Annotated in this window: 29 protein-coding genes; 18 read left to right on the forward strand and 11 right to left on the reverse strand. The window is 63.5% G+C overall.

The genetic code is table 11. The annotated features are described in order from the left end of the window. Positions 1–4: 4 nt before the first annotated feature. The 3 genes from CV770_RS11960 to CV770_RS43270 all read left to right on the forward strand — a co-directional run bounded on the left by CV770_RS11960 (position 5) and on the right by CV770_RS43270 (position 1,928). The gene (locus CV770_RS11960) at positions 5–928 is read left to right on the forward strand and encodes an ABC transporter ATP-binding protein (RefSeq protein ID WP_104462480.1); all 924 of its coding nucleotides are present in this window, start codon (positions 5–7) and stop codon (positions 926–928) included. 14 nt (positions 929–942) lie between these two features. Continuing rightward, positions 943–1,431, forward strand: coding sequence for a cyanase (cynS, locus tag CV770_RS11965; RefSeq protein ID WP_104462481.1), 489 nt, complete (start codon positions 943–945; stop codon positions 1,429–1,431). Between the two features lie 116 nt (positions 1,432–1,547). Beyond that, a complete protein-coding gene (locus tag CV770_RS43270; RefSeq protein WP_104462482.1) occupies positions 1,548–1,928 on the forward strand; it encodes a hypothetical protein in 381 nt (126 codons plus the stop codon). Positions 1,929–1,943: 15 nt separating this feature from the next. Here CV770_RS43270 and CV770_RS11975 read toward each other — a convergent pair whose 3' ends face one another. Continuing rightward, positions 1,944–2,267 (reverse strand): DUF1476 domain-containing protein, encoded by a 324-nt coding sequence (locus CV770_RS11975; RefSeq protein ID WP_104462483.1) that lies wholly within the window; start codon positions 2,265–2,267, stop codon positions 1,944–1,946. Positions 2,268–2,591: 324 nt separating this feature from the next. Between CV770_RS11975 and purC the strand changes: the two genes are divergently transcribed. The 3 genes from purC to CV770_RS11990 all read left to right on the forward strand — a co-directional run bounded on the left by purC (position 2,592) and on the right by CV770_RS11990 (position 4,335). Then, positions 2,592–3,359, forward strand: a complete 768-nt coding sequence (gene purC, locus CV770_RS11980) for a phosphoribosylaminoimidazolesuccinocarboxamide synthase (protein WP_173015815.1) — start codon at positions 2,592–2,594, stop codon at positions 3,357–3,359. A 13-nt stretch (positions 3,360–3,372) separates the two neighbouring features. Then, positions 3,373–3,615 carry a phosphoribosylformylglycinamidine synthase subunit PurS gene (gene purS, locus CV770_RS11985; RefSeq protein WP_104462484.1) on the forward strand — a complete coding sequence of 81 codons (243 nt, stop codon included), beginning with the start codon at positions 3,373–3,375 and terminating at the stop codon, positions 3,613–3,615. Positions 3,616–3,813: 198 nt separating this feature from the next. Next, entirely contained in the window at positions 3,814–4,335 is a 522-nt protein-coding gene (locus CV770_RS11990) for a hypothetical protein (RefSeq protein ID WP_349627976.1), read from the forward strand. 1 nt (position 4,336) lies between these two features. On the opposite strand, the gene CV770_RS11995 is transcribed toward CV770_RS11990, so the two are convergent. Then, on the reverse strand, positions 4,337–5,353 hold the full coding sequence (locus tag CV770_RS11995) for a magnesium and cobalt transport protein CorA (protein WP_104462485.1): 1,017 nt from the start codon (positions 5,351–5,353) through the stop codon (positions 4,337–4,339). 167 nt (positions 5,354–5,520) lie between these two features. Between CV770_RS11995 and purQ the strand changes: the two genes are divergently transcribed. Continuing rightward, a complete protein-coding gene (gene purQ, locus CV770_RS12000; RefSeq protein ID WP_104462509.1) occupies positions 5,521–6,222 on the forward strand; it encodes a phosphoribosylformylglycinamidine synthase subunit PurQ in 702 nt (233 codons plus the stop codon). Further along, entirely contained in the window at positions 6,219–7,205 is a 987-nt protein-coding gene (locus CV770_RS12005; protein WP_104462486.1) for a tripartite tricarboxylate transporter substrate binding protein BugD, read from the forward strand. Before purQ ends, CV770_RS12005 begins: the two co-directional genes overlap by 4 nt. Before the next feature lie 50 nt (positions 7,206–7,255). On the opposite strand, the gene CV770_RS12010 is transcribed toward CV770_RS12005, so the two are convergent. Next, positions 7,256–7,645: a RidA family protein gene (locus CV770_RS12010; protein ID WP_018316594.1), complete on the reverse strand. Its 390-nt coding sequence runs from the start codon at positions 7,643–7,645 to the stop codon at positions 7,256–7,258. A gap of 139 nt (positions 7,646–7,784) precedes the next feature. Between CV770_RS12010 and CV770_RS12015 the strand changes: the two genes are divergently transcribed. Further along, complete coding sequence (locus CV770_RS12015) at positions 7,785–8,381, forward strand: TetR/AcrR family transcriptional regulator (protein WP_091965504.1); 597 nt, start codon at positions 7,785–7,787, stop codon at positions 8,379–8,381. A gap of 237 nt (positions 8,382–8,618) precedes the next feature. Further along, the gene (locus CV770_RS12020; protein WP_104462487.1) at positions 8,619–9,356 is read left to right on the forward strand and encodes a tetratricopeptide repeat protein; all 738 of its coding nucleotides are present in this window, start codon (positions 8,619–8,621) and stop codon (positions 9,354–9,356) included. Positions 9,357–9,365: 9 nt separating this feature from the next. On the opposite strand, the gene CV770_RS12025 is transcribed toward CV770_RS12020, so the two are convergent. Beyond that, the gene (locus CV770_RS12025; protein WP_104462488.1) at positions 9,366–10,331 is read right to left on the reverse strand and encodes a DMT family transporter; all 966 of its coding nucleotides are present in this window, start codon (positions 10,329–10,331) and stop codon (positions 9,366–9,368) included. 76 nt (positions 10,332–10,407) lie between these two features. Beyond that, a complete protein-coding gene (locus tag CV770_RS12030; RefSeq protein WP_038948054.1) occupies positions 10,408–10,887 on the reverse strand; it encodes a PaaI family thioesterase in 480 nt (159 codons plus the stop codon). 184 nt (positions 10,888–11,071) lie between these two features. On the opposite strand from CV770_RS12030, the gene purL reads away from it, so the two are divergent. Next, positions 11,072–13,282, forward strand: a complete 2,211-nt coding sequence (gene purL, locus CV770_RS12035) for a phosphoribosylformylglycinamidine synthase subunit PurL (RefSeq protein WP_104462489.1) — start codon at positions 11,072–11,074, stop codon at positions 13,280–13,282. 156 nt (positions 13,283–13,438) lie between these two features. Here purL and CV770_RS12040 read toward each other — a convergent pair whose 3' ends face one another. After that, positions 13,439–14,626 (reverse strand): acyltransferase family protein, encoded by a 1,188-nt coding sequence (locus tag CV770_RS12040; protein WP_104462490.1) that lies wholly within the window; start codon positions 14,624–14,626, stop codon positions 13,439–13,441. Positions 14,627–14,833: 207 nt separating this feature from the next. Here CV770_RS12040 and CV770_RS12045 point away from each other — a divergent pair, with 207 nt between their 5' ends. Continuing rightward, positions 14,834–15,007 (forward strand): DUF1328 domain-containing protein, encoded by a 174-nt coding sequence (locus tag CV770_RS12045; RefSeq protein ID WP_104462491.1) that lies wholly within the window; start codon positions 14,834–14,836, stop codon positions 15,005–15,007. Positions 15,008–15,058: 51 nt separating this feature from the next. On the opposite strand, the gene CV770_RS12050 is transcribed toward CV770_RS12045, so the two are convergent. Together CV770_RS12050 and CV770_RS12055 are read right to left on the reverse strand one after the other, a co-directional pair. After that, on the reverse strand, positions 15,059–16,162 hold the full coding sequence (locus tag CV770_RS12050) for an alpha/beta fold hydrolase (RefSeq protein WP_104462492.1): 1,104 nt from the start codon (positions 16,160–16,162) through the stop codon (positions 15,059–15,061). A 64-nt stretch (positions 16,163–16,226) separates the two neighbouring features. After that, positions 16,227–16,586, reverse strand: a complete 360-nt coding sequence (locus CV770_RS12055) for a DUF427 domain-containing protein (RefSeq protein ID WP_091965510.1) — start codon at positions 16,584–16,586, stop codon at positions 16,227–16,229. A 176-nt stretch (positions 16,587–16,762) separates the two neighbouring features. Here CV770_RS12055 and CV770_RS12060 point away from each other — a divergent pair, with 176 nt between their 5' ends. Further along, positions 16,763–16,999, forward strand: a complete 237-nt coding sequence (locus CV770_RS12060; RefSeq protein WP_018316584.1) for a BolA family protein — start codon at positions 16,763–16,765, stop codon at positions 16,997–16,999. Between the two features lie 25 nt (positions 17,000–17,024). Next, the gene (locus tag CV770_RS12065; protein ID WP_104462493.1) at positions 17,025–18,218 is read left to right on the forward strand and encodes a low temperature requirement protein A; all 1,194 of its coding nucleotides are present in this window, start codon (positions 17,025–17,027) and stop codon (positions 18,216–18,218) included. Positions 18,219–18,417: 199 nt separating this feature from the next. Here the strand turns inward: CV770_RS12065 and egtD are convergent, their stop codons facing one another. Continuing rightward, a complete protein-coding gene (egtD, locus tag CV770_RS12070; RefSeq protein WP_201759809.1) occupies positions 18,418–19,389 on the reverse strand; it encodes an L-histidine N(alpha)-methyltransferase in 972 nt (323 codons plus the stop codon). A 48-nt stretch (positions 19,390–19,437) separates the two neighbouring features. Continuing rightward, the gene (gene egtB / locus CV770_RS12075) at positions 19,438–20,733 is read right to left on the reverse strand and encodes an ergothioneine biosynthesis protein EgtB (protein WP_201759810.1); all 1,296 of its coding nucleotides are present in this window, start codon (positions 20,731–20,733) and stop codon (positions 19,438–19,440) included. A 240-nt stretch (positions 20,734–20,973) separates the two neighbouring features. Between egtB and grxD the strand changes: the two genes are divergently transcribed. The 4 genes from grxD to CV770_RS12095 are packed head-to-tail and all read left to right on the forward strand — an operon-like array spanning position 20,974 to position 24,449. Next, on the forward strand, positions 20,974–21,300 hold the full coding sequence (gene grxD / locus CV770_RS12080; protein ID WP_018316580.1) for a Grx4 family monothiol glutaredoxin: 327 nt from the start codon (positions 20,974–20,976) through the stop codon (positions 21,298–21,300). Positions 21,301–21,303: 3 nt separating this feature from the next. Further along, positions 21,304–21,855, forward strand: a complete 552-nt coding sequence (locus CV770_RS12085) for an O-acetyl-ADP-ribose deacetylase (protein ID WP_091965899.1) — start codon at positions 21,304–21,306, stop codon at positions 21,853–21,855. Positions 21,856–21,901: 46 nt separating this feature from the next. Continuing rightward, positions 21,902–23,188 (forward strand): serine hydrolase domain-containing protein, encoded by a 1,287-nt coding sequence (locus tag CV770_RS12090; RefSeq protein WP_201759811.1) that lies wholly within the window; start codon positions 21,902–21,904, stop codon positions 23,186–23,188. Position 23,189: 1 nt separating this feature from the next. Next, positions 23,190–24,449 (forward strand): serine hydrolase domain-containing protein, encoded by a 1,260-nt coding sequence (locus CV770_RS12095; RefSeq protein WP_201759812.1) that lies wholly within the window; start codon positions 23,190–23,192, stop codon positions 24,447–24,449. Between the two features lie 105 nt (positions 24,450–24,554). Here CV770_RS12095 and CV770_RS12100 read toward each other — a convergent pair whose 3' ends face one another. Further along, positions 24,555–25,622 (reverse strand): threonine aldolase family protein, encoded by a 1,068-nt coding sequence (locus CV770_RS12100; protein ID WP_091965901.1) that lies wholly within the window; start codon positions 25,620–25,622, stop codon positions 24,555–24,557. Positions 25,623–25,647 lie beyond the last annotated feature (25 nt).

Below are 25,647 nucleotides of genomic sequence, written 5' to 3' on the forward strand. Positions count from 1 at the left end.
GGCGATGACCGACAAATTCATCTCCATCGAAGCCATCGCGAAGCGCTATCCGGGCGCCGGCGGCGCCACGACCACCGTGTTCGAGAACCTGTGGCTGTCGATGGCGCGCGGCGAGTTTGCCTGCGTGATCGGGCATTCCGGCTGCGGCAAGACCACGGTGCTCAACATCCTCGCTGGCCTCGATGCGCCGAGCGAGGGCGCCGTCATCGTCGACGGGCAGGCGATTTCGGGCACCAGCCTCGACCGCGCCGTGATCTTCCAGAGCCACGCGCTGTTGCCCTGGCGAACCGTGCTCGGCAACGTCACCTATGCCGTGAGTTCGAAATGGCGCAACTGGGACCGCGCCAAGGTGAAGGCGCACGCGCAGACCTTCATCGACCTCGTTGGTCTCACCGGCTCCGAGCACAAGCGGCCGTCAGAGCTGTCCGGCGGCATGAAGCAGCGCGTCGGCATCGCACGCGCGCTCTCGATCACGCCGAAGATCATGCTGATGGACGAGCCGTTCTCGGCGTTGGACGCGCTGACGCGCGGCACGTTGCAGGACGAGGTGCGGCGCATTTGCCTCGAGACCGGGCAGACCGCGTTCATGATCAGCCATGACGTCGACGAGGCGATCTACCTCGCCGACAAGATCTTCCTGATGACCAACGGGCCCGGCGCGCTGCTCGCGGAGGTCGTCGAAAATCCGCTGCCGAGGGACCGCGGCCGCACCGATCTGCACCGCCATCCGCTCTACTACGCGCTGCGCAACCACATCATCGATTTCCTGGTGACGCGCAGCAAGACGTTTACCGCCGAGACACCCGGTCACGATCCGCGTAATGTGCCGCTGGTGCATATCGGCAAGCCCGGACTGACGATCGCGTCCAGTGGTGACGAGCAACGCCAGACCTGGATTCCCGGGACCAGTCCCGGACTGACTGCGTGAAACGGAGGCCTGACATGAAACGCGAAGACCTCACCGAGAAGCTGCTCGACATCAAGCGCGAGAAGGGCTGGAGCTGGAAGCACATCTGCGACAAGATCGGGGGATATTCCGAGGTCCTCATCGTCGGCGCCATTCTCGGCCAGATGAAATTGACAAAGCCGCAGGCTGCCAATGCCGGCGAGCTGTTCGGCCTGTCGAAGGCGGAAGTTGCGATGCTCAACGAGGTGCCGATGCGCGGCACCGGCACGCCGATGCCGCCGACCGATCCCCTGATCTATCGCTTCTACGAGATGGTGATGGTGAACGGCCCGGCCTGGAAGGCGCTGATCGAAGAAGAATTCGGCGACGGCATCATGTCGGCGATCGATTTCGACATGGGAATCGAACGCGTGGCCAACCCGAAGGGCGACCGCGTCAAGATCACCATGAGCGGCAAATTCCTGCCGTACAAATATTACGGCGCCAGCGGCAACGTGCCGGAGTACGGCTTCAAGGAGGAGTGACCGACGCGGTTAACCGCTGGTGAAGCGGCGGCCCGGTGTTTGCGGTCCAGGGTTTGTCCGATGGCAACCTCTGGAGGTTAGGTAACGGGCCTTCGCTTCAACCACAGGTACCCCTAATGAAATTTCGCTCGCGTTTTGTTTTGGCAGGCGTTGGTCTGCTCGTCGTGATTGCTCCCGCCAAGGCCCAGTCCCAGCGCGTCATAGTCGAGCAAGGCGGTGGTCTGCGGCAGGAAGGATCGGTGCGCGTGCAGACTTCGATCAACTTCTTTGTCGCCGGTCCGACCGGGGACAGCGAGGAGGCCCAGAAACTGCGCGACCGCGCGCGCCGCACGGTCTATGAGATGGCGGCGCGCGAATGTGATCTCCTGCGCGAGGTTCTCGCCCGCGATTGCCGGATGGAGTCGGTCAACACCAACATCAACCGGCAGTTCGGACCGCAACAAGCGGAGGGATTCAATATCAGCGGATCGATGGGTTTTCAGATCACGCTGAAATAGAGCCAGAAGGCGGGGCTACTTCCCCGCCTTCACCTCGGCGGCCGCCACCGCGAGCAGCTCGCTCATCTTGGCGCGAATCGCCTGCTCGGTGACGGCGACGTTCTTGGCGGTGAAATCGGCCGTGATCTTGCGCAGGACGTCGGCATCGCCGGCCTCCTCGAAGTCGGCCGCGACCACCTCCTTGGCATAGGCGGTGGCGGCATCGCCGGACATGCCGAGCTTATCGGCCGCCCACAGCCCGAGCAGCCGGTTGCGGCGGGCCTCCGCCTTGAATTTCTGCTCCTCGTCGAGGGCGTATTTCTTCTCGAAACCTTCCTGGCGCTTGTCGAACTCGCTCATGCCTTGTTCCAAATCCCCTGCTGAATGGAGCGGGAGCCTTCCGTTGCGGCGACCCGACTGCATGCCTACATAGATAGCACGAATCGGCAAAACAACGGGCCGTTAAGCCGCAGGGCAAGACGGTATAAGTTGGCGCCGGACGGCCGGATCGATTGTGCTCGGTCAGCCAATCGGATAGGTTGCCTGAAGGCTTGGTTCCCGTTCTGTTTCCAAGGGTTATAGACGGGGTTCCGGGCCGTTCACGGCAGCTCCGCTGTGGGTCGTAAATCCTAGTAACCGGAGCACACCAAATACATGGATTTCAACAAAACACGGTACATCCCCATGAGCCGTCGGCGTCGCATTTATGAAGGCAAGGCAAAGGTTCTGTATGAAGGCCCGGAGCCCGGTACCCTAATCCAGCACTTCAAGGACGACGCGACCGCGTTCAATGCGAAAAAGCATCAGGTGATCGAGGGCAAGGGTGTCCTCAACAACCGGATCTCGGAGTACCTGTTTCAGCACCTCAACGACATCGGGGTGCCGACCCACTTCATCCGCCGTCTCAACATGCGCGAGCAGTTGATTCGCGAGGTCGAGATCGTACCGCTCGAGGTGGTGGTGCGGAACGTCGCCGCCGGCTCACTGTCGCAGCGCCTCGGCATCGAGGAGGGCACCCAGCTGCCCCGTTCGATCATCGAATTCTACTACAAGAACGACCAGCTCAACGACCCCATGGTGTCGGAAGAGCACATCACGGCCTTCGGCTGGGCGACGCCCCAGGAGATCGACGACATCATGGCGCTCGCCATCCGTGTCAACGACTTCCTCACCGGCCTCTTCCTCGGCATCGGCATCCGCCTCGTCGACTTCAAGATGGAGTGCGGACGCCTGTTCGAGAACGAGATGATGCGCATCATCGTCGCCGACGAGATCTCGCCGGACAGCTGCCGTCTGTGGGACATCAAGTCGAACGAGAAGCTCGACAAGGACCGTTTCCGCAGGGATCTCGGCGGCCTGCTCGAGGCCTATACTGAAGTTGCGAAACGCCTCGGCATCCTCATGGAGAACGAGCGTCCGCAGGGCTCCGGCCCGGTGCTGGTGAAGAGCTGAGGGGATTTTCGACGTGAAGGCACGTGTCACCGTTACCTTGAAGACGGGCATCCTCGATCCGCAAGGCAAGGCCATCGAAGGCGCGCTGAAGTCGCTCGGCGTCGACGGCGTCGCCAGCGTTCGCCAGGGCAAGGTGTTCGACATCGAGCTCGCCGGCGCCGACAAGACCAAGGCGGAAGCCGCGCTGAAGGAAGCCGCCGACAAGCTGCTGGCGAATACCGTGATCGAGAATTATCGGGTCGAGCTGATCGGGTGAGGATGCGTGGCCCCATCGGGCCGCGTTTCTCCTCATCTTCGCCGTGGCGCATTCGTTGAGCACGACCAGCATCCGCAACGCGCGCTGAAGTTTCAACCGACACGGCACTAGCGCATCCCGAGGTCCCCAACTATAAGTTTTGGCTTGGGCGGCCTGATAGGCCGGGTTGCGAGAATATCGATGCAATTTCGCGTTCTCTTGTTTCCGCTGCTCGCTGTGTTCGTGCTCGCGAGCGGTGCTGCTTTCGCCGAGGTCCCGAAGTCCGAGGCGGAGCGGGGCCCGCCATTCTCGGTAGGCGGATTCCGCTACGAGCTGCGCCCCAACGACGTCCACATGTTCCTTTGCCAGCAGCCCGCCTGCGGTGCGCAGTCCAGGGTGAGTTATCGGTTTTATCCGCCGGGCAACACGCTGACGCTGGAGCAATTCCGTGAAGAGCAGACGCAAATCGTCAAGGTCCTGGAGCAGCGCACGCCGGGGCAGAAGATCTCGATTCTCGGAATTGATGGCGACAGCGGCACCAAGGTGCCACGCCTGTTCAAGGCGCGGCGACTGATGGTGAAGCCTAACGGCACGAAGGAATATCAGGTCAGCGGATACCTATTCGGCGATCGAGGCACTGCCAGCCTGATCAGTTCGGCGGCCACCGAGAAGGTCAGCTCCGACAATTATGCGCAATTTGCCATTGGGGTGATGCTGGTGCTGGCGCCAGCCAAGCGCTGAGTCACAGCCAGCCCGCTCTGCGAAACCGCCAGTACAGCGCGGTGCACGCCGTCAGCATCACGCCGAGCAGCATGTAATAGCCGTAGTCCCATTCCAGCTCCGGCATGTGCTTGAAGTTCATTCCGTAGATGCCGGCAAGCGCGGTCGGGATCGCGATGATCGCAAGCCACGAGGCGAGCTTCTTGGACACCGCCGTCTCCTGCGCCTGGCCGACCAGCAGGCTGGCCTCGAAGGCGAAGGCCAGCACCTCGCGCATGGAATCGATGCGCTCCTGGATGTTGCGGACGTGGTCGGTGACGTCGCGGAATAGCGGCTGCATGGCCTGCCGCACCATCGACAGCTCGTCATGCTCGAGACGGCGGCAGACCTCCACCAGCGGCCCGATGGCGTTGCGCAGCCGCAAGAGGTCACGGCGCAGCATATAGAGCCGCTCGATCTGTGCTTTGGTGATCGCGTGCGCGAGCACGTAGTCCTCGATCTCCTCGACCTCTTCGTGAATGCTCTCGAGCACGGGCGAGTAATTGTCGACGATGAAATCGAGGATCGCGTAGAGGATGTAGTCCTCGCCGCGGGCGAGCGCCCGCGGGCAGCTTTCGCAGCGTTCGCGCACCGGCTTGTAGGACGTCGAGGCGCCGTGGCGCACCGAGACCAGATAACCTTCGCCGACGAAGATGTGGGTTTCGCCGAAGACGATGCGGCCCTCGACCAGCTGCGCCGTCCGCGCCACGATGAACAGGGCCTCGCCATATTGCTCGATCTTCGGTCGCTGATGGGCGTGGTTGGCGTCCTCGATCGCGAGCTCGTGCAGGTCGAATTGCTTCTGCACCGCGCCGAGCAGGGCCATGTCGGGCTCGTGCAGGCCGATCCAGACGACGTGGCCGGGCTTGGCCCGCCAGCTCGAAGCCTCGCTGATGGCGATATTGGCGATGCGGCGGCCATCGACATAGGCGCCGGCGGCGACGACGCCCTCGGTGGAAACGGGCTCGGAGCGGGATGTGGGCGGCGACGGGACGTTCATGGCTTCAATCCCGGGCAAGATCGTCGGGCAAAAGTGCCTCGGCTATGGCCTGTGTACAAGGCCGTCCGGCAAGGCTAGCACTGGTAAAATTCCCGTCAAATGGCTATGTCTCTTCACGAATTGGCCCTTTGGCCAGCCCGATTCCCATCACCGTCGGAACCTCTGCCATGAAAGCCGCCATCCTCGTCTTTCCCGGAATCAACCGCGAACGCGACATGGCGCGTGCGCTGAGGATGATCTCGGGCAGCGAGCCGGCGATGGTCTGGCACGCCGAGCCGACGCTGCCTGCGGGCACAGATCTCGTGGTGGTGCCGGGCGGCTTCTCCTACGGCGACTATTTGCGCTGCGGCGCCATCGCGGCACGCGCGCCGGTGATGGACGCGGTGCGCGACTATGCGGCCAAGGGCGGCCTCGTGCTGGGCGTCTGCAACGGTTTTCAGATCCTCTGCGAATCCGGCCTGTTGCCGGGCGTGTTGATGCGCAACGAGCGGCTGAAATTCATTTGCCATGACGTGCATCTGCGGGTCGAGCGGTCCGACACGCCGTTCACCCGCGGCTACAATGCCGGACAGGTCATCCGCGTGCCGGTCGCCCATGGGGAAGGCAATTACGAGGCGGACGAAGAGACCATCAAGCGGCTCGAAGGCGAGGGGCGGGTGCTCTATCGTTATTGCTCCGCCGAGGGCGTGGTGGACGAAGCCCACAACATCAACGGCGCGGCGCATTCGATCGCCGGCATCGTCAACGACAAGGGCAACGTGCTCGGCATGATGCCGCATCCGGAAAACCACGTCGAAGACATCATGGGCTGCACCGACGGCCGCGGCCTGTTTGCCGGCCTGACCGCGCATCTGGAAAAAGCCGCGTGATCTCGTTCTCGGTGAAGCGGTCACTCGCCGCAATCGCGGCGCTGGCATTCGCGTCATTTTCGCCCGCAACTGGCGCGTTCGCGCAGGATTATCCCAAGCGTCCTGTTACCATGATCGTGCCGTTCGCGGCCGGCGGCACCTCGGACGTGATCGCACGCGCCGTGGCCGAGCAGATGGGCATCGCGCTCGGCCAGACCATCGTGATCGAGAACGTCGCCGGGGCCGGCGGCTCGACCGCGCTGGCGCGCGCCTCTCGCGCCGAGCCCGACGGCTACACCATCGCGATCGGCAATGCCGGCACCAATGCGGCGACCTACACGATCTATCCAAAACTGCCGTTCACGCCTGACTCTTTCGTGCCGATCGCCATGGTGGCGAAGACGTTCGGCATCATCGCGCTGCGCAAGGATTTTCCGGCGAAGGATTTGAAAGAGTTCATTGCCTACGCCAAGGCCAATCCCGGCAAGATCAATCTCGGCCATGCCGGCGTCGGCTCGTCGAACTATCTGATCTGCAAGAGTTTCGTGACCGCCGCCGGCATCGACGCGACGCTAGTTGGCTATCGCGGCGCCGCGCCCGCGCTGACCGATGCCGTCGGCAGCCAGATCGACGGCGTCTGCGATGCCGCCGCTTCGGTCTCGCAGTCGATCAACGAGAAGCTGGTGAAGGGGCTCGTGGTCGGCTCGACCGTGCGGCTTGCCACGCTGCCCGACCTGCCGACATCGGCAGAGGCGGGCCTGCCCGAATTCGAGGCACAGGGCTGGAACGGCCTGTTCGCGCCCAAGGGCACGCCCCCGGCCGTGATTGCCAAGCTGAACGCCGCCGCGCGCACGGCCGTCGAGACCGACGCGGTGAAGAAGCGCTTCGCTGACCTCTCGACCGTTGCGCCCGATGCAGGCGAGCATACGCCGGAGCTGCTGCAGCAGCTCGTGACGCGCGACGTCGAAAAATACCGGAAGATGCTGGCGGACGACGCCAAGTAGTAGGCCGCTCCTGCCGGCTCCCGCATTGGCGGGAGACGGCTTTGCGCGACTCAAGGAATCCGCGCGACGACCTTGATCTCGAAGTCGAACCCGGCAAGCCAATTCACGCCAACAGCCGTCCAATTCGGATAGGGCGCGTCGCCGATTTCGGTGCTACGGACAGCCATCACGGTATCGATCTGTTGGGCAGGATCGGTGTGAAACGTGGTGACATCCACCACATCGTCCAGCGTGCATCCGGCAGCTGCGAGCACCGCGCGCAAATTGGCAAACGCACGCCGGACCTGGTCCTCGAACACGGGCTCGGGTGAGCCGTCCTCGCGGCTGCCGACCTGTCCCGAGACGAACAGCAAGTCGCCGGACCGGATCGCGGCCGAATACCGATGAGCTTCATAAAGTGCGTGACGGTGAGCGGGGAAGATGGCCTCGCGCTGGAGCATGTGGCTGTGCCTTTCGAAATATCAGGGGCAGGGACCGCGAATTGCCTTGCGGCGCCGGTCGTGACATTGTTCATATACGGTTCGTATGTGAGCGTATCGCTCACATACGGGGCGTATGTCAACAGAAAATGGGTCGAGCATGATCGAGGGAAAACGTGCCGCAGCCATGGCGGAAAATCGGGCCAAGCTCATCCGCGCTGCGCGCAAGGCTTTCGCCACGCAGGGTTATGCAGAAGCGTCGATGGATGAGCTGACGGCCTCGGTCGGGCTGACGCGGGGCGCGCTCTATCACAATTTCGAAGACAAGAAGGGGCTGCTCTGGGCCGTCGTCGCGCAGATCGATGGCGAAATGGCGGAGCGACTGCGCGCGATCCGGGAGCAGGCGCCAACCTTGTGGCAGGGCCTGCTCGCAGAGGGCAGTGCCTATATCGAAATGGCGCTCGATCCTGAAATTCAGCGCATCATGCTTCTGGATGGACCTGCCGTACTCGGTGATCCATCCAAATGGCCCGGCGAGAACGCCTGCCTGGATATCACCATGCGAACGATCCGGTCACTGATCGACGAGAAGGTGGTGAAGCCTTTGGATGTTGAAGCAGCCGGGCGACTGCTGAACGGCGCCGCGCTCAGTGCCGCATTATGGGTCGCCGCAGCCGACGATCCGAAAGTCGTGCTGAACAAGGCCGTGGACGCGTTTCGAGCGCTGGCAAGCGGATTGTTGCTCAAGCCGGTTTGACTGCGCATGATGCACATGTTTGTGACCCGCCATGCGCAGCTCGCGGCGCCAGACATTAGGCGCGCTGCTGCTGTCTCATGAACCTCCATTGCGTTCAAGACGACTGACTCTCGTCGCCATCAAGGCGCATGCGTTCGATATCGTGGATTTTCGCGAGAAGCAGCAACTCAAAGTTGTTTCATTGCATGAGTTGCGATATCAGGAAGCCTGTGCTGTCGTTGTGCTTCCGGATGTCACATGCCCGTTGCTCTCGTCGTTCTGTTGCTCGATATCACGTTGATGTATCACGCCTCGCGGACCGGGCGGTTGCAGCCCTGGGCCTTCATCATCCTGATGGTGCCGCTGATCGGCGCGCTCGCTTATATCGCCGTCGAGCTCGTTCCCGAATGGTTTTCCAGCCCCGGCGCGCGTCAGGCGCGGCAGCGCGTCGCCAATCGGCTCGATCCCGAGAAACGCTATCGTGAGCTGTCCGACCACCTGGCTGGCGCCGACACCATCGCCAATCGCGCAGCGCTGGCCGAAGAGTGCGCAAATGTTGGCCGGTTCGGCGAGGCCGAGCAGCATTATGATCATATCCTGAAGCTGCCCATGGGCCACGTTCCGGCCTATGCGCTTCGCAAGGCCCAAGCGGAGTTTTCCGCCAAGCGCCCCGCAGATGCGCTCGCGACACTGGACGATCTGCAGAAGCAATGGCCAGCTTTTGACTCCGCCGACGCGCATCTGCTCTACGCCCGCGCGCTCGCGGAGGTCGGCCGGCTCGACGAGGCGCTCGAGGAATATCACGCGCTCGCCGGCTACTTCCCGGGCGCCGAAGCGCAAGTGCGCTACGGCATGCTGCTGCAAACGGTCGGCCGCAGCGCCGAGGCACGCATGGTCTTCAACGAGCTCCTGATTCAGATGCGGCGGGCGCCGAAATACCTGCGCAAGGCGCAGGCCGAATGGCTGTCGATCGCGGAGAAACAGCTTTCGGCTTGAGCGGGGAGCTTACCGCAGCTTCAGCCGCTCCGCCGGCACCGTCATCGCCGCAACACCCGCCATCACCAGCAGCAGGCCGAGCGCCAGGTTCGACGGCACGCTCTCGCCGAGCAGCAACACGGAGAGGCCAACGCCGATCGGGATGCGCAGATAGCCTTGAGCGTTCGTCGTCAGCGTGCCGAGGCGGCCGAGGCAGACATAGAACAGCATCAGGCCCAGCGCGCTCGACACGATGCCCATGACGATGGTGGCGATGATCGCGGTCGGCGTCGGCTGCAGCGTCCAGGGCTGGTCGATGATCAGCGATGGCGGCAGCAGGATGAGACCGCCGAACAATAGCGAGCCGGCCGCTACCACCATGGGGTCGTATTCGGAGAGGCGAAGGCCGAAGATCGTGGCGCAGGCGAAGGAGATGGTGGCGAGCAGGATCGCGATCTCCGCCACGATCTCGCTACCAAAACCGCGCAGCGCGTCGAGGCCCACGATGAGAATCGTGCCGGCGAGTCCCAAAATTGCGCCCGCGAGCTTGAGCAGCGTTGCCGGCTCATGCCGGGTGATCAGCGAGGTGATCAGGAACGCGAAGATCGGCGTGGTCGAGGCCAGCACCACCGTGCTCGACGCCGGCACATATTGCTGCGACCAGGTGATGATCAGGAACGGGAAGGTCGAGTTGATCAATTGCTGGGTCGCGAACAGCTTCCACGCTTTCGCGTCGGTCGGGACTTTGATGCCGCGGATCCACAGGATCGCGAACAGGAAGGCGGCCGCGATCAGCGAGCGCGCCGAGATGAAGGTGATCGGCGGGATGGTGGGAAGCGCCAGCTTGGCCAGCGGATAGGTCGAGCTCCAGCAGCAGGCGAGCGCGAGCAGCAGCGCATAGTCGCGCCAGTTGCGGGCGCCGGTGGCGGCCATGGACGGCAACGGCGATGAAACGGAGGCTGCTGAGCGCCCCGCCTCCGATGTGCTCTGCGGCACCTTATTCCTGCTCCCCGGCGCGATAGCGCTTGCCGGGAAGTCTGGGCGAGGGGGCGCGAAAAGGGAAGGCGCCGAGCTATGCGTTTGGCTGAGGTAGCGCCTTCCGCTTCATCCGCTTGATCGTGCCGGAAAAGGTGAGCAGCACCCGCGTCCCGGACATCATCTTGCCGCGCAGGAAGATCAGCGAGCCGCCGGCGCGGGTGACCTCGCCGGTGCATTCGATCAGCTCGCCCTCGCGTGCCGCGTCGAGGAATTCACAGGCAAAATTGGTCGTCACAGCCCGGCTGTCCAGGACATGGGTGGCGATCGCAAACAGGGAGTAGTCGGCAAAGGCCATGTAGCAGCCGCCGTGGACGTTCCCGGACCCGTTGAGGTGCTTTTTCTCGACCCGGAAGGCGCTGCGGACGTTGCCGTCCGCCTCGATCCGGTGCCAGAAGGGGCCGACATGGGACTCAAAACTGTCGCGAATCCAGGTCCGCCAGCCCACAAATTCACCCTCGGTGGCGACGTGGAGGTCGGGGCGGCGGGGCGGGGGCGCTTTGGTCAATTCGTGCAAGGAAATGGGCCTTCAATTGCGGGTCTTTAGCCCTTAAATCCGATCTGTCCGCGCCGTGCAATTCCTGTTCCCGCCGTCCCCGCCTGCAAAACGTGGGACAGCGGGAAAATGCGCCATAAAGGGCTTTCCGGAAGCCCTCGATGTTCCTAAGAACGGCCAAACCGCCGCCGAAAGCCTGGAATCCATGAAGAACGAACCTAAGATCACCCCCGAACTGGTTGCCGCCCACGGGCTCAAGCCCGACGAATACGAGCGCATCCTGAAGCTGATCGGGCGGGAGCCGACCTTCACCGAGCTCGGCATCTTCTCGGCGATGTGGAACGAGCACTGCTCGTACAAGTCGTCACGCATCCATCTCAAGGGCCTGCCGACCAAGGCGCCCTGGGTGATCCAGGGCCCCGGCGAGAATGCCGGCGTGATCGACATCGGCGACGGCCAGGCCGTGGTCTTCAAGATGGAGAGCCACAACCACCCGAGCTACATCGAGCCCTATCAGGGTGCGACCACCGGCGTCGGCGGCATCTTGCGCGACGTCTTCACCATGGGCGCGCGCCCGATCGCCTGCCTCAATGCGCTGAGCTTCGGTGCGCCCGAGCATGCCAGGACCCGGCATCTCGTCTCCGGCGTCGTTGCCGGTGTCGGCGGCTACGGCAATTCCTTCGGCGTGCCGACCGTGGGCGGCCAGGTGCGCTTCCACACCCGCTATGACGGCAACATCCTCGTCAACGCGATGGCTGTCGGCCTCGCCGATGCCGACAAGATTTTCTATGCGGCGGCCTCCGGCGTGAACATGCCGATCGTCTATCTCGGCTCCAAGACGGGGCGCGACGGCATCCACGGCGCCTCGATGGCCTCGGCCGAGTTCGATGACAAGTCCGAGGAGAAGCGCCCGACCGTGCAGGTCGGCGATCCCTTCGCCGAGAAGCTGCTGCTGGAAGCCTGCCTCGAGATCATGGAAAAGGGCTGCGTCATCGCGATCCAGGACATGGGCGCGGCGGGCCTGACCTGCTCGGCGGTCGAGATGGGCGCCAAGGGCGACCTCGGTGTCGATCTCGATCTCGATGCGGTGCCGACCCGCGAGACCGGGATGAGCGCCTACGAGATGATGCTCTCGGAAAGCCAGGAGCGCATGCTCATGGTGCTTAAGCCCGAGAAGGAAAAGGAAGCCGAGGCGATCTTCAAGAAGTGGGGCCTCGACTTCGCCGTGGTCGGCTACACCACGCCGAGCAAGCGTTTCGTGGTCAAGCATGGCGGTGACGTCATGGCCGATCTGCCGATCAAGGAGCTCGGCGACGAGGCGCCGCTCTACGACCGTCCGCATGTCCCCTCCGCCGCGTTGCCGGTCGTGCATGCGCGCGATGTGCCTGCGCCGATGGGCCTTGGGCCTGCGCTGGAGAAGCTGATCGGCACGCCCGACATGTGCTCCAAGCGCTGGGTCTGGGAGCAGTACGACCACGTCATTCTCGGCAACACCATGCAGCGTCCCGGCGGCGATGCCGCCGTGGTGCGCGTCGAGGACGGGCCGAAGGGGCTCGCCCTGACCGTCGACGTCACGCCGCGCTATTGCGAGGCGGATCCGTTTGAGGGTGGCAAGCAGGCGGTGGCGGAAGCCTGGCGCAACATCACCGCAGTTGGCGGCAAGCCGCTCGCGATTACCGACAATCTCAACTTCGGCAATCCCGAGCGGCCCGAGATCATGGGCCAGTTCGTCGGCTGCCTGAAGGGCATCTCGGAAGCCTGCCGCACGCTCGACTTCCCGGTCGTCTCCGGCAACGTCTCGCTCTACAACGAGACCAACGGCCGCGCGATCCTCCCCACGCCCTCGATCGGCGGCGTCGGCCTGCTCGACGATTTCACCAAATCGGCCTCGCTCGCCTTCAAGGCCGAGGGCGAAGCGATCCTCCTGGTCGGCGAGACCCATGGCTGGCTCGGCCAGTCCGTTTACTTGCGCGACATCTGCGGTCGCGAGGAGGGCGCGCCGCCGCCGGTCGATCTCGCCGCCGAGAAGCGCAATGGCGATTGCGTGCGCGGCATGATCCATGGCGGTACCGCGACCGCCGTGCACGATCTCTCCGACGGTGGCCTCCTGATCGCACTCGCCGAGATGGCGATGGCGAGCGGCATCGGGGCCAAGCTGCTGGCGGCGCCGACTTCACTGATCTCGCAGGCCTATTGGTTCGGCGAGGACCAGGCGCGCTATCTCGTCACCGTGCCGGAAACCGAAGCCGGCCGCGTGCTCGCCAAGATGCGCGGCTGCGAAGTGCCGTGCGTGCGGATCGGCACCACCGGCGGCAATGCGATCGCGATCGCGGGCGAGGCGCCTGTTACGATCGATGCGCTCCGTAAGTCGTTCGAGCGCTGGCTGCCGGAATATATGGGTGGGAAGGCGGCGTAGCGACGCCATCTCTCCGTCATTGCGAGGAGCCACCGGGTCCCGCCTTTGGCGGGCCCGATGACAGGCTCCGCGACGACGCAATCCACACTGCTGCCTGCGGTGAGATGGATTGCTTCGCTGCGCTCGCAACGACGATAGGAGGCCGGTGCCGCTTCCTCAAAGCACCTTCGTCGCGCCCGGGATCTGCCGCAACGCTCGCGTCAGCGCCCAGCTCGCCATGACTGTCAGTACAAATCCGATCGTGGCCTTGACGATCGCCGGCAGGTCATAGTCGAACAGCCAATATTGCAGCCACAGTGCGATCGGATAGTGCACCAGGAACATGCCGAACGCGTCGCTCTGCATTGGATCGAGCAGCTTGGCTGAGCCTGATTGCCTGAACCTCTGGAAAAAGGCCAGGATCAGAAACATGATGGCCACGCTGAAGACAGTGAAGCAGATGGCATAGAGCGCTTCATACCAGTCCGGCAACGGCGACGGGTTGCCCAGTATTTCGCGCTTGATAAAGATCAGCACCCACAAGAGGCAATACGGAACGATCGCCAGCACCATCCAGTCCCAGCTGACCTTTGCCATCCGGCCGTCGACAGCGAGCAGCCCGCGATCCATTTGCGCAACGCCGATGCCTGCACCGAAAAAGAAGTAGGTCGCGTAGAGCATCACGCGCCCGTGCTGGACCGAGAACGGCCCGAACTCGAACCAACTGCTTGGTCCGAAGTGAACCCTCCCGGGAATGTAGAACGCCGCGGTGACGGCAAGCATGACCGCGAAGAACACGGCGGGCCGACGGCGACCGTGGAGCGAGAGGCGATTGATCGGATCGAGCAGATTGGGCGAAAGCCGGTGCAGCAGGCAGGCAACCATGTCGAAAGCGAACAAGACCCAAAGGAACCAAATCGGCCCGCTCGGCCACGGGCCCTTCGTGACCATATTCCACCAGAATTCCGAAAAGCCGATCTCGGGATGCTGCCGCAGGGAGATCGCGTAGTAGGCGAGCGGAATGACCGTAAGGGCGCAGATCGCGAAGGGTAAGCCAAGCCGAAGCAGGCGATCTGCCAAATAGCTCCGTGCTCCCTTCCGGGCGATGCCAGACCATGCGAACAGTCCCGACAGGAAGAAGAACATCGCCATGAAGAAGCTGTCGGTGGCGAGCACGATCATGTCGAAGCCGAAGAAGTACTTCGGATCGGTATGACCGAAATAAGTATAGGGGATCACCGCGTGATGCAGCAGCACCACCAGAGTCAGGAAGGTGCGGGCGCGATCAATCGCCAAATTGCGCGCCTTGCTCTTCGGCGCGGCATGCACCTCCGCGCCGATCGTCGCTGAATCTGCCATCGTCATCTTGGTCGCCCCCGCACTCCTGCCCCGGGACCGGACTGTGCCGCCGCGAGCCGGATTCAGCAAGGCTCGTTTGCGCGGTAGTTGAGCCCCACTTGAGCCCGACTTGGGTCCTGACACCCGTAGGAACCAGTTCCGCGCGGCGAAGTTAGCGTCCGCCGAAGGGAAGGGCTGACGGCCCGCGACAAGCGGCACAATTCGGAGCTGGCAATGACGATCCTGAAATGGGCGCTGATCTTCCTACTTGTCTCGATCGTAGCCGGCGTGCTCGGTTTCACCGGCATCTCGACCGCCTCCGCCGATATCGCCCGCTTCCTGTTCTACGTCTTCGTCGTGATCTTCCTGGTGCTGCTGATATTGGGGCTCACGATCTTCAGGGCGTAGCGGGGCAGTCGGTCGAGCCGGAACGGCGCGCCGGTTCCCAAGCGCCGGCCGTCAATGGCTTGCGAACGGTCTTATGCGAGCCACCAGCTCTGCCAAGAACTGATCGGGGCGATCGAACGGAATGAAATGATCCCCGCCGCGAACCCAGACGAATTCCTTATGCGGGGCCTTGATCTGGTTGAAAAATTGCTCGGCGGGTCCTCCCGGCGTCACAGCGTCTGCATCGCCCTCGATGAAGAACATGGGTATTGAAAACTCGAACCCCATTGAGGCCGTGTCGCTCTGAAACATCGGCCCGTTCCGTCCCGTCAAATACTTTGCGGAGAAGGCGGTACCTTTCCGCCAATTGTACAGATCAAGCAGCGAGACGTCCGGCATGAAGAGCGGCGGGATAGGACCGGCGAGCTGGAAGCCGTCGGCGAGCGGCAGACCCAGCACATTGCTCCATTTGTCCGCAATCAGGCGATTTTCCGGGGTGAGGACCGGCTGCGAAGCGATCGGCGTCAATTCGGCCAGCGCCTCCTTGTTGGTGGCCGCTGCCGCAAGCCGTTGCAGACGCGCGATCGTGAGTTCAAAGGCCTTCTCGAAGGTCGCCCTGCCGACCACCTGGCCCGTGCCGACATAGGCCGAGAACAGATCCGGACGTTGCTTCGCCATCCGAATTCCCAGGAATGAGCCCCAGGAATGCCCGACCAGGACGATCTTGTCCTTGTGCAAATGCGCGCGCAGGTACTCGGCCAGTTCGATGCCGTCTTGCGTCATCCGCTCCAGTGTCATCGTGGGGGCGAGCGCGTCTCCAGCTGCGCCAAAGGTGCGGCCGGTGCCGCGCTGGTCCCATTGGACAACGGTGAAATGCTCTTCCCAGGGGCGCCAGCCCGACGAGATCGGCAGGGTGGAGCCGCCGGGGCCGCCGTGGACGAACAGGAGAACCGGGTTATCCCGATCCTCACCGCGGATTTGAATCCATTGCTTGATGCCGCCGATCTCGATGAACTCTCCCTCCTGCACGCCGGCAGGAGAGCGGATCGCGAGCGTTTGGGCAGCAAGGTGCTGACGATAGGCACGAAAACCCAGCCCGGCAGCAGCGAGCACAACGAGGATGCCGGACAATCCCAGCAACGAGACCCCAATCAGTCTTGCGGCCCGGCGCGGCATCTCGTGCCTTGTGTCGACTGGAAGGAGGCGATCCAGGATCGCCCCGGCGTCACAGCGCGTGCGCCTACCCGACTTCCTCGATCTTCACCTTATCCGGATAGAAGGCGAGATGGCCGGAAATCTCGCTCATCGCGGGAAAGGGCGTCTCGTAGGTCCAGGTCGCATTATCGAGCACCTTGCCGTCGGCCTTGACGCTGTAATAACTCGCATCCCCCTTGTAGGGGCAGTGGGTGACGCGGTCGGTGCGCGCCAGCAGGGCCATGTTGGCGTCCTCCCGCGGCACATATTGCACCGCCGGATATTTGGCCTCCTTCAGCGTCAGTGCCTTGCTGGTCTCGGCGATCACGATGTCGCCCGCGGTGACACGAACGCGGCGGGGATTTGGGGTGATGGTGATGGGATGGTCGGGCCCTGGAAGCTTCATGATTTCACGCCTTTTCGATCAATCTGCCGCGCGCGGCACTTTGTCGTGCCTTTATCCTGATGGGATCATGGATATAGTGCCGGAAAGCGTGACGCAGAAGACCGTTCACGCTAAGTTTGGCGCTGCCGGAGAGGGGACCCCGGCAGCGATTCGAGACCAGAAGGAGCGAGACCCGAATGCCCATGGACGCCCACGATATCGAGGCGATGATCAAGGCAGCGATCCCCGATGCCGAGGTGACCATCCGTGACCTCGCCGGCGACGGCGACCACTATGCCGCGACCGTGATCTCGGAATCCTTCCGCGGCAAATCCCGCGTCCAGCAGCACCAGATCGTCTATCAGTCCCTGCGCGGCCAGATGGGCGGCGTGCTGCACGCGCTGGCGCTGCAAACCGGCGTGCCGGGCGCCTGACCTGATCGCGCGACGGGAGACGACGATGGCTGCGGACAATTCTCGCGGCGCGATGTTTCGTGTCATCGTGCCGAACCAGCACAGCCGCGTCACCAATGTCGAGTTGTTCTTCGACCTCGTCTTCGTCTTCGCCGTCACGCAGGTGTCGCATACGCTGCTGCACCATTTCACGCCGCTCGGCGCGGTGCACGTCACGGTGCTGTTTCTCGCGGTGTGGTGGGTGTGGGTCTACACCGCCTGGGTCACCAACTGGCTCAATCCCGAGCTGACGCCGGTCCGCATCATGCTCTTTATGATGATGCTGGGCGGGCTGGTGCTGTCGACGACGATCCCGACCGCCTTCGAAGGGCGGGGTCTGTGGTTTGCGATCGCTTACGCGGCGATGCAAATCGGGCGCACGGCCTTCTGGCTGTTCGCGACGCCGCGGCATCGAACCGCGGTCCGCCACAACGCGATCCGCATTCTAACCTGGCTCTCGATCTCCGCGGTGTTGTGGATCGCAGGCGGCCTGTCCGAAGGCGAGACGCGGCTATGGCTGTGGATTGCGGCAGTCGCCTGGGAGTACGTCTCGCCGGCGGCACGCTTCTGGGTTCCGAAGCTCGGCTTCTCGTCGGTTGAGGCCTGGGCGGTCGAGGGCGGCCACATGGCCGAGCGTTGCTCGCTCTTCGTCATCATCGCGCTCGGCGAAGCCGTCGTCGTCAACGGCGCGACCTTTGCCGAGTTGGACTGGACTGCGGACAACATCATGGCCTTCGTCTCCGCACTGGTCGGCGCCATCGCGATGTGGTGGGTCTATTTCCACAAGGGCGCCGAGGCCGGCTCCGAGCGGATCTCGAAGTCCGCCGAATCCGGCCGGTTGGCGCGGCTCGCCTATACCTACCTGCACACACCGATCATCGCCGGCATCATCCTGACCGCGGTCTCGGACGAGCTGGTGCTGAAGCACCCGACCGGTCATTCCGATATCAGGACGGTTCTGAGCACGATCGGCGGGCCGCTGGTGTTCCTGATCGGCACCATCCTGTTCAAGCACGCGATCCGCGGCTTCCTCCAGCTCTCCCACGGCATCGGCATCATCGCGCTCGCGGTGCTGTGGTGGTTCGCCGCCGACCTCCCGCCGCTCTGGCTGTCGGTCGCATCGACGGTGATCATGATCATCGTCGCGGTGTGGGAATCGGTGTCACTGGGGGCGGACAGAGAAGAGGCCAAGGAACATTGAACTGCGGAGCGGCCTGAGCAAGCGCCTCGTCCTTCGGGACGACCGCTGCGCGGTCTCCTCAGGATGAGGCTATTTGGCGTCGGCGCTCGTTGAAACTGCCTGCCACGCACTCTGTCCTCATCCTGAGGAGTCCGCCTAAGCGGGCGTCTCGAAGGATGCGCTGCGGGGAAAGCGCTCTCGCGGATAACCGCCGGAGCGTTTACTCCGCCACCTCCAGCGCGTGCACCGAAAACATCTTGGCCGCATCCGTCCAGCTCTCGCGCACCCGCCAGCCGGCACCCTGCGCCAGCGCAGCGAAACGCTCGATGCTGTATTTGTAGCTGTTCTCGGTGTGGATGCTCTCGCCGGGGCGGAACGAGAAGCTGGTGCCGAGCAGGCGCACGGTCTGGCTCTTCTTGCTGATCAGATGCATCTCGATGCGGTGCCGCTCGCGATTGTAGATCGCGCGGTGGGTGAAGGCGGAGAGGTCGAAATTGCCGCCAAGCTCGCGGTTGATCCGCACGAGAACATTGAGGTTGAAGCGCGCGGTGACGCCGGCGGCGTCGTTATAGGCGTCGTGCAGGACCCGTTCGTCCTTCTCGAGGTCGGCGCCGATGATCATCTGCGCGCCCCGGCCCAGGATCGCGCGCGCGCTCTTGAGGAAAGATTGGGCTTCATGCGGCTCGAAATTGCCGATGGTCGAGCCGGGGAAGAAGCCGACCTTGGGCATGGATGCGACCTGCTTGGGCAGCTCGAACGGCGTGGTGAAATCGGCCGCCACCGGATAGATGCCGAGCGACGGGAAGTCGCGCTTCAGGCCGTTCGCCTGCGCCTTGAGGAAGTCACCGGAGATGTCGACGGGGACATAGGCCGCAAACCTGCAATGGTTCAGCAGCAGGCGGACCTTCGTCGTCGCGCCCGCGCCGAACTCGACCAGTGCGGCATGCTCTGGAATGATCTTCGCGATCTCGCTGCCACGATCCTTCAGGATCGAGAGCTCGGTCCGCGTCGGATAATATTCCGGCAGCTTCGTGATCGCCTCGAACAACTCCGATCCGGTCGCGTCGTAGAAATATTTCGGCGACAGGGTTTTCGGCTGCTGCGAGAGGTCCTTGATGGCCTCGCGGGCGAAGGCGGTGGTCTGCTCGTCGGGAAGATGGGCTTCGGCCAAAGCGCTGGCGTGCACATTCATGATACTCTCCTGAACGCGCTGTCCGGCGCGCATTTGTCGTCGGAAATGTTAGTCGTAATCGGCGAGCCGCAGCCCCGTGAACTGCCAGCGGTGGTACGGATAGAAGAAGTTCCGATAGGTGATACGGCTGTGGCCTTCCGGAGTTGCAAGCGAGGAGCCTCGCAGCACCAGCTGGTTGACCATGAACTTGCCGTTGTACTCGCCGAGCGCGCCTTCGATGGCGCGGTAGCCGGGATAGGGCGCGTACGAGCTGCGGGTCCACTGCCAGACGATGCCGAAGGCATCGTTGAGCTGGCCGGCGCGGGCCGCGACCTCCCACTCCATCTCGGTCGGCAGATGTTTGCCGGCCCAGCGCGCGAAGGCGTCGGCTTCGTAGTAGCTGATATGACAGGCCGGCGCGGTGGGGTCGACCGGCTTCACACCGGCCAGCGTCATCACGTGCCACTGGCCATCGATCTCGCGCCAGTGACCCGGGGCCTGCCAGTCTTCCTGGCTGGCCGCGGCAAAGCCGTCCATCAACCACAGCGTCGCACGCCGATAGCCGCCGTCCTGCATGAAGGCCAGCCATTCGGCATTGGTGACCAGATTGCGCGCGACCCTGACCGGGCCGACCAAGGCGCGATGCGCCGGCTTCTCGTTGTCGAAATGAAAGCTGTCGTCGACATGGCCGACTGTGTGGATGCCCTCGTTCAGCGTCAGCCAGTCATCGGCGGCGCGCGTCGCGGCCGGGAAGCGCCAGTCCGGGTCGTAGGCCGGATAGACCGGGTTCTGCGCGAAGGCGTGCAGGATGTCGGTGAACATCAATTCCTGGTGTTGCTGTTCGTGGTTGAGCCCGACCTCGACCAGTGGTGCGATCTCGCGAAGCTTGTCCGTGCCGGTCTCGCGGAAGAATTTGACGACGGCCGCATCGACATATTTGCGATAGGCGCCGACCTCGTTTGCGCTGGGACGGGTGATATCACCGCGATGATTGCGGGCGTGACGCGGGCCGGCGCTGACGTAATAGGAATTGAACAGGAACGCGAAATCGGGGTGGAAGGGCCGGTAGCTAGCTGCGTGCTCGCCGAGCAAAAATTGCTCCCAGAACCAGGTGGTATGGGCCCGGTGCCATTTCGTCGGACTCGCATCCGGCATGGATTGGATCTGCTGGTCCTCCGGCGACAGCGGCGCGGCCCGGCGCTCGGTCTCGTTGCGGACGGCAAGAAAGGCGTCTTCCAGCCGCTGGGCGAGGTTACCGGCAGAGGACAGTGACGAAAGCGAGGGGGCGGCCGTAGCGGAGGCTTGTTTCGTCACGTTTTTCTCCAGACAGGACAAGAGAACGTTGTTGGCGTTGCCCGGTTCCAAAACCTGGGTTCGTCCTAGATAGGGGCTCCGTTACGGTATGAAAGTCCTCCCAGGCGATGATATTGATGTCATCAGCCTATGGATCCGGCTGGGGGGCAACCCGGCCAGCGGGGGCGTGTCGCCGCCATTTTACTTTGGATGCACAACGGTTTGGGCTACATATATAGGCAGGTATCGGGTTAGATCGGCTGAGCCAGCCCGAATTGATTGGTGAGGGCTCCGCCCCAGAAGGACACGGAAATGAGCATCGAGGAATTCATCGCCAACGAAGTGAAGTCGAACGACGTGGTTCTGTTCATGAAGGGCACGCCGCAATTTCCGCAGTGCGGTTTCTCCGGCCAGGTCGTCCAGATCCTCGACCATATCGGCGTCGGCTATAAGGGCCTCAACGTTCTCGAATCCGCCGAACTGCGCAACGGCATCAAGACCTTCTCCAACTGGCCGACCATCCCGCAGCTCTATGTGAAGGGCGAGTTCGTCGGTGGCTGCGACATCGTCCGCGAGATGTTCCAGGCCGGCGAATTGCAGCAGCTTTTCACCGAGAAGGGCGTCGTCGTCGCGGCCTGATCCGTGACCCGGCTGACGCGCCGGATCGGCGGCGCCGAGCTCGAGGTCATTGTCGCAGACATCACCACACTGAGCGTTGACGCCATCGTCAACGCGGCCAACACGTCGCTCCTTGGTGGGGGCGGCGTGGATGGTGCGATCCATCAGGCCGCAGGGCCCGATCTGGTCGCCGAATGCCGCATGCTCCACGGCTGCAAGACGGGTGATGCCAAGATCACCAAAGGCTACCGGCTCAGGGCTGCCCATGTGATCCACACCGTCGGACCGGTCTGGAATGGCGGTAGCCTCGGCGAAGATGACCTGCTCGCCTCCTGTTATCGCCGCTCGATGGAGCTGTGCGGGAAGCACAAGCTGACCTCGGTGGCATTCCCCGCGATTTCGACCGGCATTTTCCGCTTTCCAGCCGACCGGGCCGCCGATATCGCCGTTCGTACCACAATCGAAGGGCTCGCTACGGCGCCGTCCGTGGCCCGCGTGGTGTTCTGCTGCTTCGCCGAGCCGAGCGCCAAGCTCCATGCCGAGGCACTTGCGCGACACGCCGGCCCTTGTGCCTGATGACGCGGTCGGTACACTCCGCCGGACCATGTTCCGGGGAGGGGATATGATTTCACAGTCTGGACTGCGTGCGCTGGTCTGCGGCGCGCTGGTGTCGCTCGGCGCGATGTCGCTGGCGCGAGCGGAAGGCATCTACGAGATTCCGGCCGGTGCGCATTTCAATCAGGACAAGCTCGGCAAGATCAGCGAATTCTTCAAGAACGAGGTTGCGACCGGCAAGATCGCCGGCGTGACCGTGCTGATCCGGCAGCATGGCAAGCCGGTCTATCACGAAGCCTTCGGCGTGCAGGACGTGGTCAGAAAGGCGCCGATTACGGACAAGACGATCTTCCGCCTGTTCTCGATGTCCAAGGCGATCACGTCGGTGGTCGCGATGCAATTGGTCGAGGACGGCAAGATCAAGTTGGATGATCCCGTCTCGAAGTACATTCCGTCCTTCGCCAACGTGAAGGTCGGCGTCGAGAAGAAGGCGGAGGACGGCACCAAGTCGCTCGAGCTGGTGCCGGCGAACCGGCCGATGACGGTGCACGATCTGATGACGCACACCTCGGGCATCACCTATGGCTTTTATGGTGACAGCCTAGTCCGCAAGGCCTATCGCGAGGCCAACATCTACGCCGGCGATTTCGACCTCGCCGAGTTCGCCGAACGCATCGCAAAACTCCCGCTGCACAACCAGCCGGGCGCGCTCTGGCAATACGGCCATTCCACCGACGTGCTGGCACGCGTGATGGAGATCGCGGCCGGCAAGCCGCTGATCGACATCATGCGCGAGAAGCTGCTCGATCCGCTCGGCATGGTCGACACCGGCTTCTTCGTCACCGCTCCCGAGAAGCAGAAGCTTCTGGCGCAGCCGGTGCCGAACGACAGCGACTTCCGCGTTGGCCGGATCAACGATCCGACCGTGGTCAAGAAGATGCAGTTCGCCAGCGGTGGCATGGTGACGACCATGGCCGATTATGAGCGGTTCGCGCAGATGCTGCTCAACGGCGGCAGCCTCGACGGCAAGACCATTCTCAAGCCCGAGACGTTCAAGCTGATGACGACCGATCAGCTCGGCCCCAAATCAGGCGTCGACCGCGACTATTTCTATTTCCCCGGCGACGGTTTCGGCTTCGGCCTCGGGCTCGCGGTGCGCACCGATCCCGGCAACGCCAAGCCGCCGCCGCCCGGCAATCTCGGCGAGTTGAAATGGGACGGCGCCTCCGGCTGCTATTTCGTGATCGATCCCAAGCAGGACATGTTCTTCGTGCTGCTGGAGCAGACCCCGACCGAGCGCCAGCGCGTGCAGCGGACATTGAAGCAGCTGGTCTATGAAGCCATGGAGAAGTGACATGAACGGGCGTCGCGCGCTGATCGCGGCGCTCGCCTTTCTGTTCGGTGTCGTGAGTGCGCAGGCGAGCTCCGAGCGCGCCGCGCGCAACTTCTCGCCCGAGGGCCTTGCAAAGGTTTCCGACTACATCCGGAACGAGATCGCCACCGGCAAGATTCCCGGCGCCATTTTGCTGCTCCAGCAGCATGGCAAGCCGGTCTATTACGAGAATTTCGGCGTTCGCGATGTCGCGACCGAGAGTTCGATGAGCGCTGACACGATCTTCCGTCTCTATTCGATGTCGAAGCCGATCACATCAGTCATGGCGATGATGCTGGTCGAGGAGGGCAAGCTCGCGCTCGACGATCCGGTCTCGAAATACATTCCTGCTTTCGCCGGCATGAAGGTCGGCGTGGAGAAGAAGGCCGAGGATAGCAAGGTCGCTCTGGCGCTGGAGCCGCTGGAGCGTCCCGTCACGATCAAGGACCTCTTGCGCCACACCTCGGGGCTGCCTTACGGCTATCATGACGGCGGCGCAGTGCGCGAGCTCTATGCCGAAGCCAATCTCTTCAACAGCAATCTCAGCAATGCCGACTTCGCCGCGAAAATCGCCACGCTGCCGCTGGTCGAGCAGCCGGGCACGGTGTGGGACTACGGTTTCTCCACCGACGTGCTCGGCCGCGTCGTCGAGGTGATCTCGGGAAAGACGCTGCTCCAGTTCGAGAGGGAACGGCTGCTCGATCCGCTCGGCATGACCGAGACGGCGTTCTTCGTCGCCGATCCCGCTAAATTCCCGCGCGTTGCCGAGCCGATGCCGGAGGATCGCAACATCAATCCGACGACGCAGGTTCGCGATATCAGGCGGCCGGTGAAGTGGGAATCGGGCGGCGGGGGGATGGTCGGCACAGTCGGCGACTACGCCCGCTTCGCGCAGATGCTGCTGAATGGTGGCAGCTATGAAGGCCGGCGCTATCTCAAGCCCGAGACCATCGCGCTGATGGCGTCGGATCACATCGGGCCGGAAACGAAGATCGCGCGCGATCAGAACTATTATCCGGGCGGCAGCTCCGGCTTCGGCCTCGGTTTTGCGGTGCGCACTTCGGTGCCCCCGGGGACGTCATGGCCGCTTGGTGAATATCGCTGGGACGGCGTCGGCGGCACCTTCTTCTTCATCGATCCCGAGGACGACCTGTTCGGGATCTTCATGGTGCAAACCCCGTCGCAACGCGGCCGGATCCAGCTGGCGTTGAAGACGCTGATCTATCAGGCGATGGGGCGCTGAGCGCAGGCGTTTCTTCGTAGCCGGGAAGGAGCGCAGCGCAATCCGGGATTCGCGCCAACGGAAAACTGCCCCGGATTTCGCTTCGCTCCATCCGGGCTACAAGAGCTACGCCCCGCGCACGATCTCTCTGACGTACCCGATCGTCTCCTCGATCTGGGCCGCATTGACGTCGAGATGGGTGCAGGCGCGGATGCGGCCGTCCATCATCGCGAGCGTCACGCCGCGCTGGCGCAGCGCCGCAACCATCTTGTCGCCGGCAATGCCGGCGCCGTCGGGCTTGAAAAATACGAGATTGGTCTCGGGCTCCTGCACCTCGACGCCGGGGATCTGCGACAGCCCGCGGGCGAGCGCGCGCGCATTGGCGTGGTCGTCGGCGAGGCGGTCGACGTGATGGTCGAGCGCGTAGATGCAGGCGGCGGCGCAGATGCCGGCCTGCCGCATCGATCCGCCGAGGCGCTGCTTCCACTGCCAGACCGCATCAATGAAGGCGCGCGAGCCCGCGAGCACGCCACCGATCGGTGCGCCCAGGCCCTTGGAGAAGTCGATCCAGGCCGAGTCCCAGCCGGCGGTCATGTCGCGCGGGGAGATGCCGCTGGCGACGGTGGCGTTGAGCAGGCGCGCGCCGTCCATGTGGGTGACGAGGCCGTGCTGTTTCGCGATCGCGACGATCTCGTCGAGCGCGGCCTTCTTCCAGATCGTGCCGCCGCCGATATTGGCGGTCTGCTCGACGCTGACGACGGTCTGCGGCGGCTGGTAGCGCGTGCGTGGATGCAGGGCTTTCCGGAATGTCTCCGGCGTGAACTGGCCGTCGGGCCCCCTGAGCTGCGTCACCTGAAAACCGCCGATCGCCGCATGCGCGCCGCCTTCGCGGGCGATGATGTGCGCGGTCTCGTGCGCCAGGATCTCGTCGCCGGGACGGCAATGCACCAGCGTCGCGGTGACGTTGCACATCGTGCCCGAGGGCATGTAGACCGCGGCTTCCTTGCCCATCAGCGCGGCGACGCGCTCGCACAGCGCATTCACGGTCGGATCGTCACCGACCTGCTCGTCGCCGACCTCAGCCCGCGCCATGGCGTCGCGCATCGCGGCCGTCGGCTTGGTCTGCGTGTCCGAGAGCAGATTGATGCGCACCGGCGGCGCCTTGGGATCAACAGGGGGAGGGGTGTAGAGCATGCGACGGCTCCTAACGCATTGCGGC

The organism is Bradyrhizobium sp. AC87j1, assembly GCF_002936975.1.
GTDB lineage: Bacteria > Pseudomonadota > Alphaproteobacteria > Rhizobiales > Xanthobacteraceae > Bradyrhizobium > Bradyrhizobium shewense.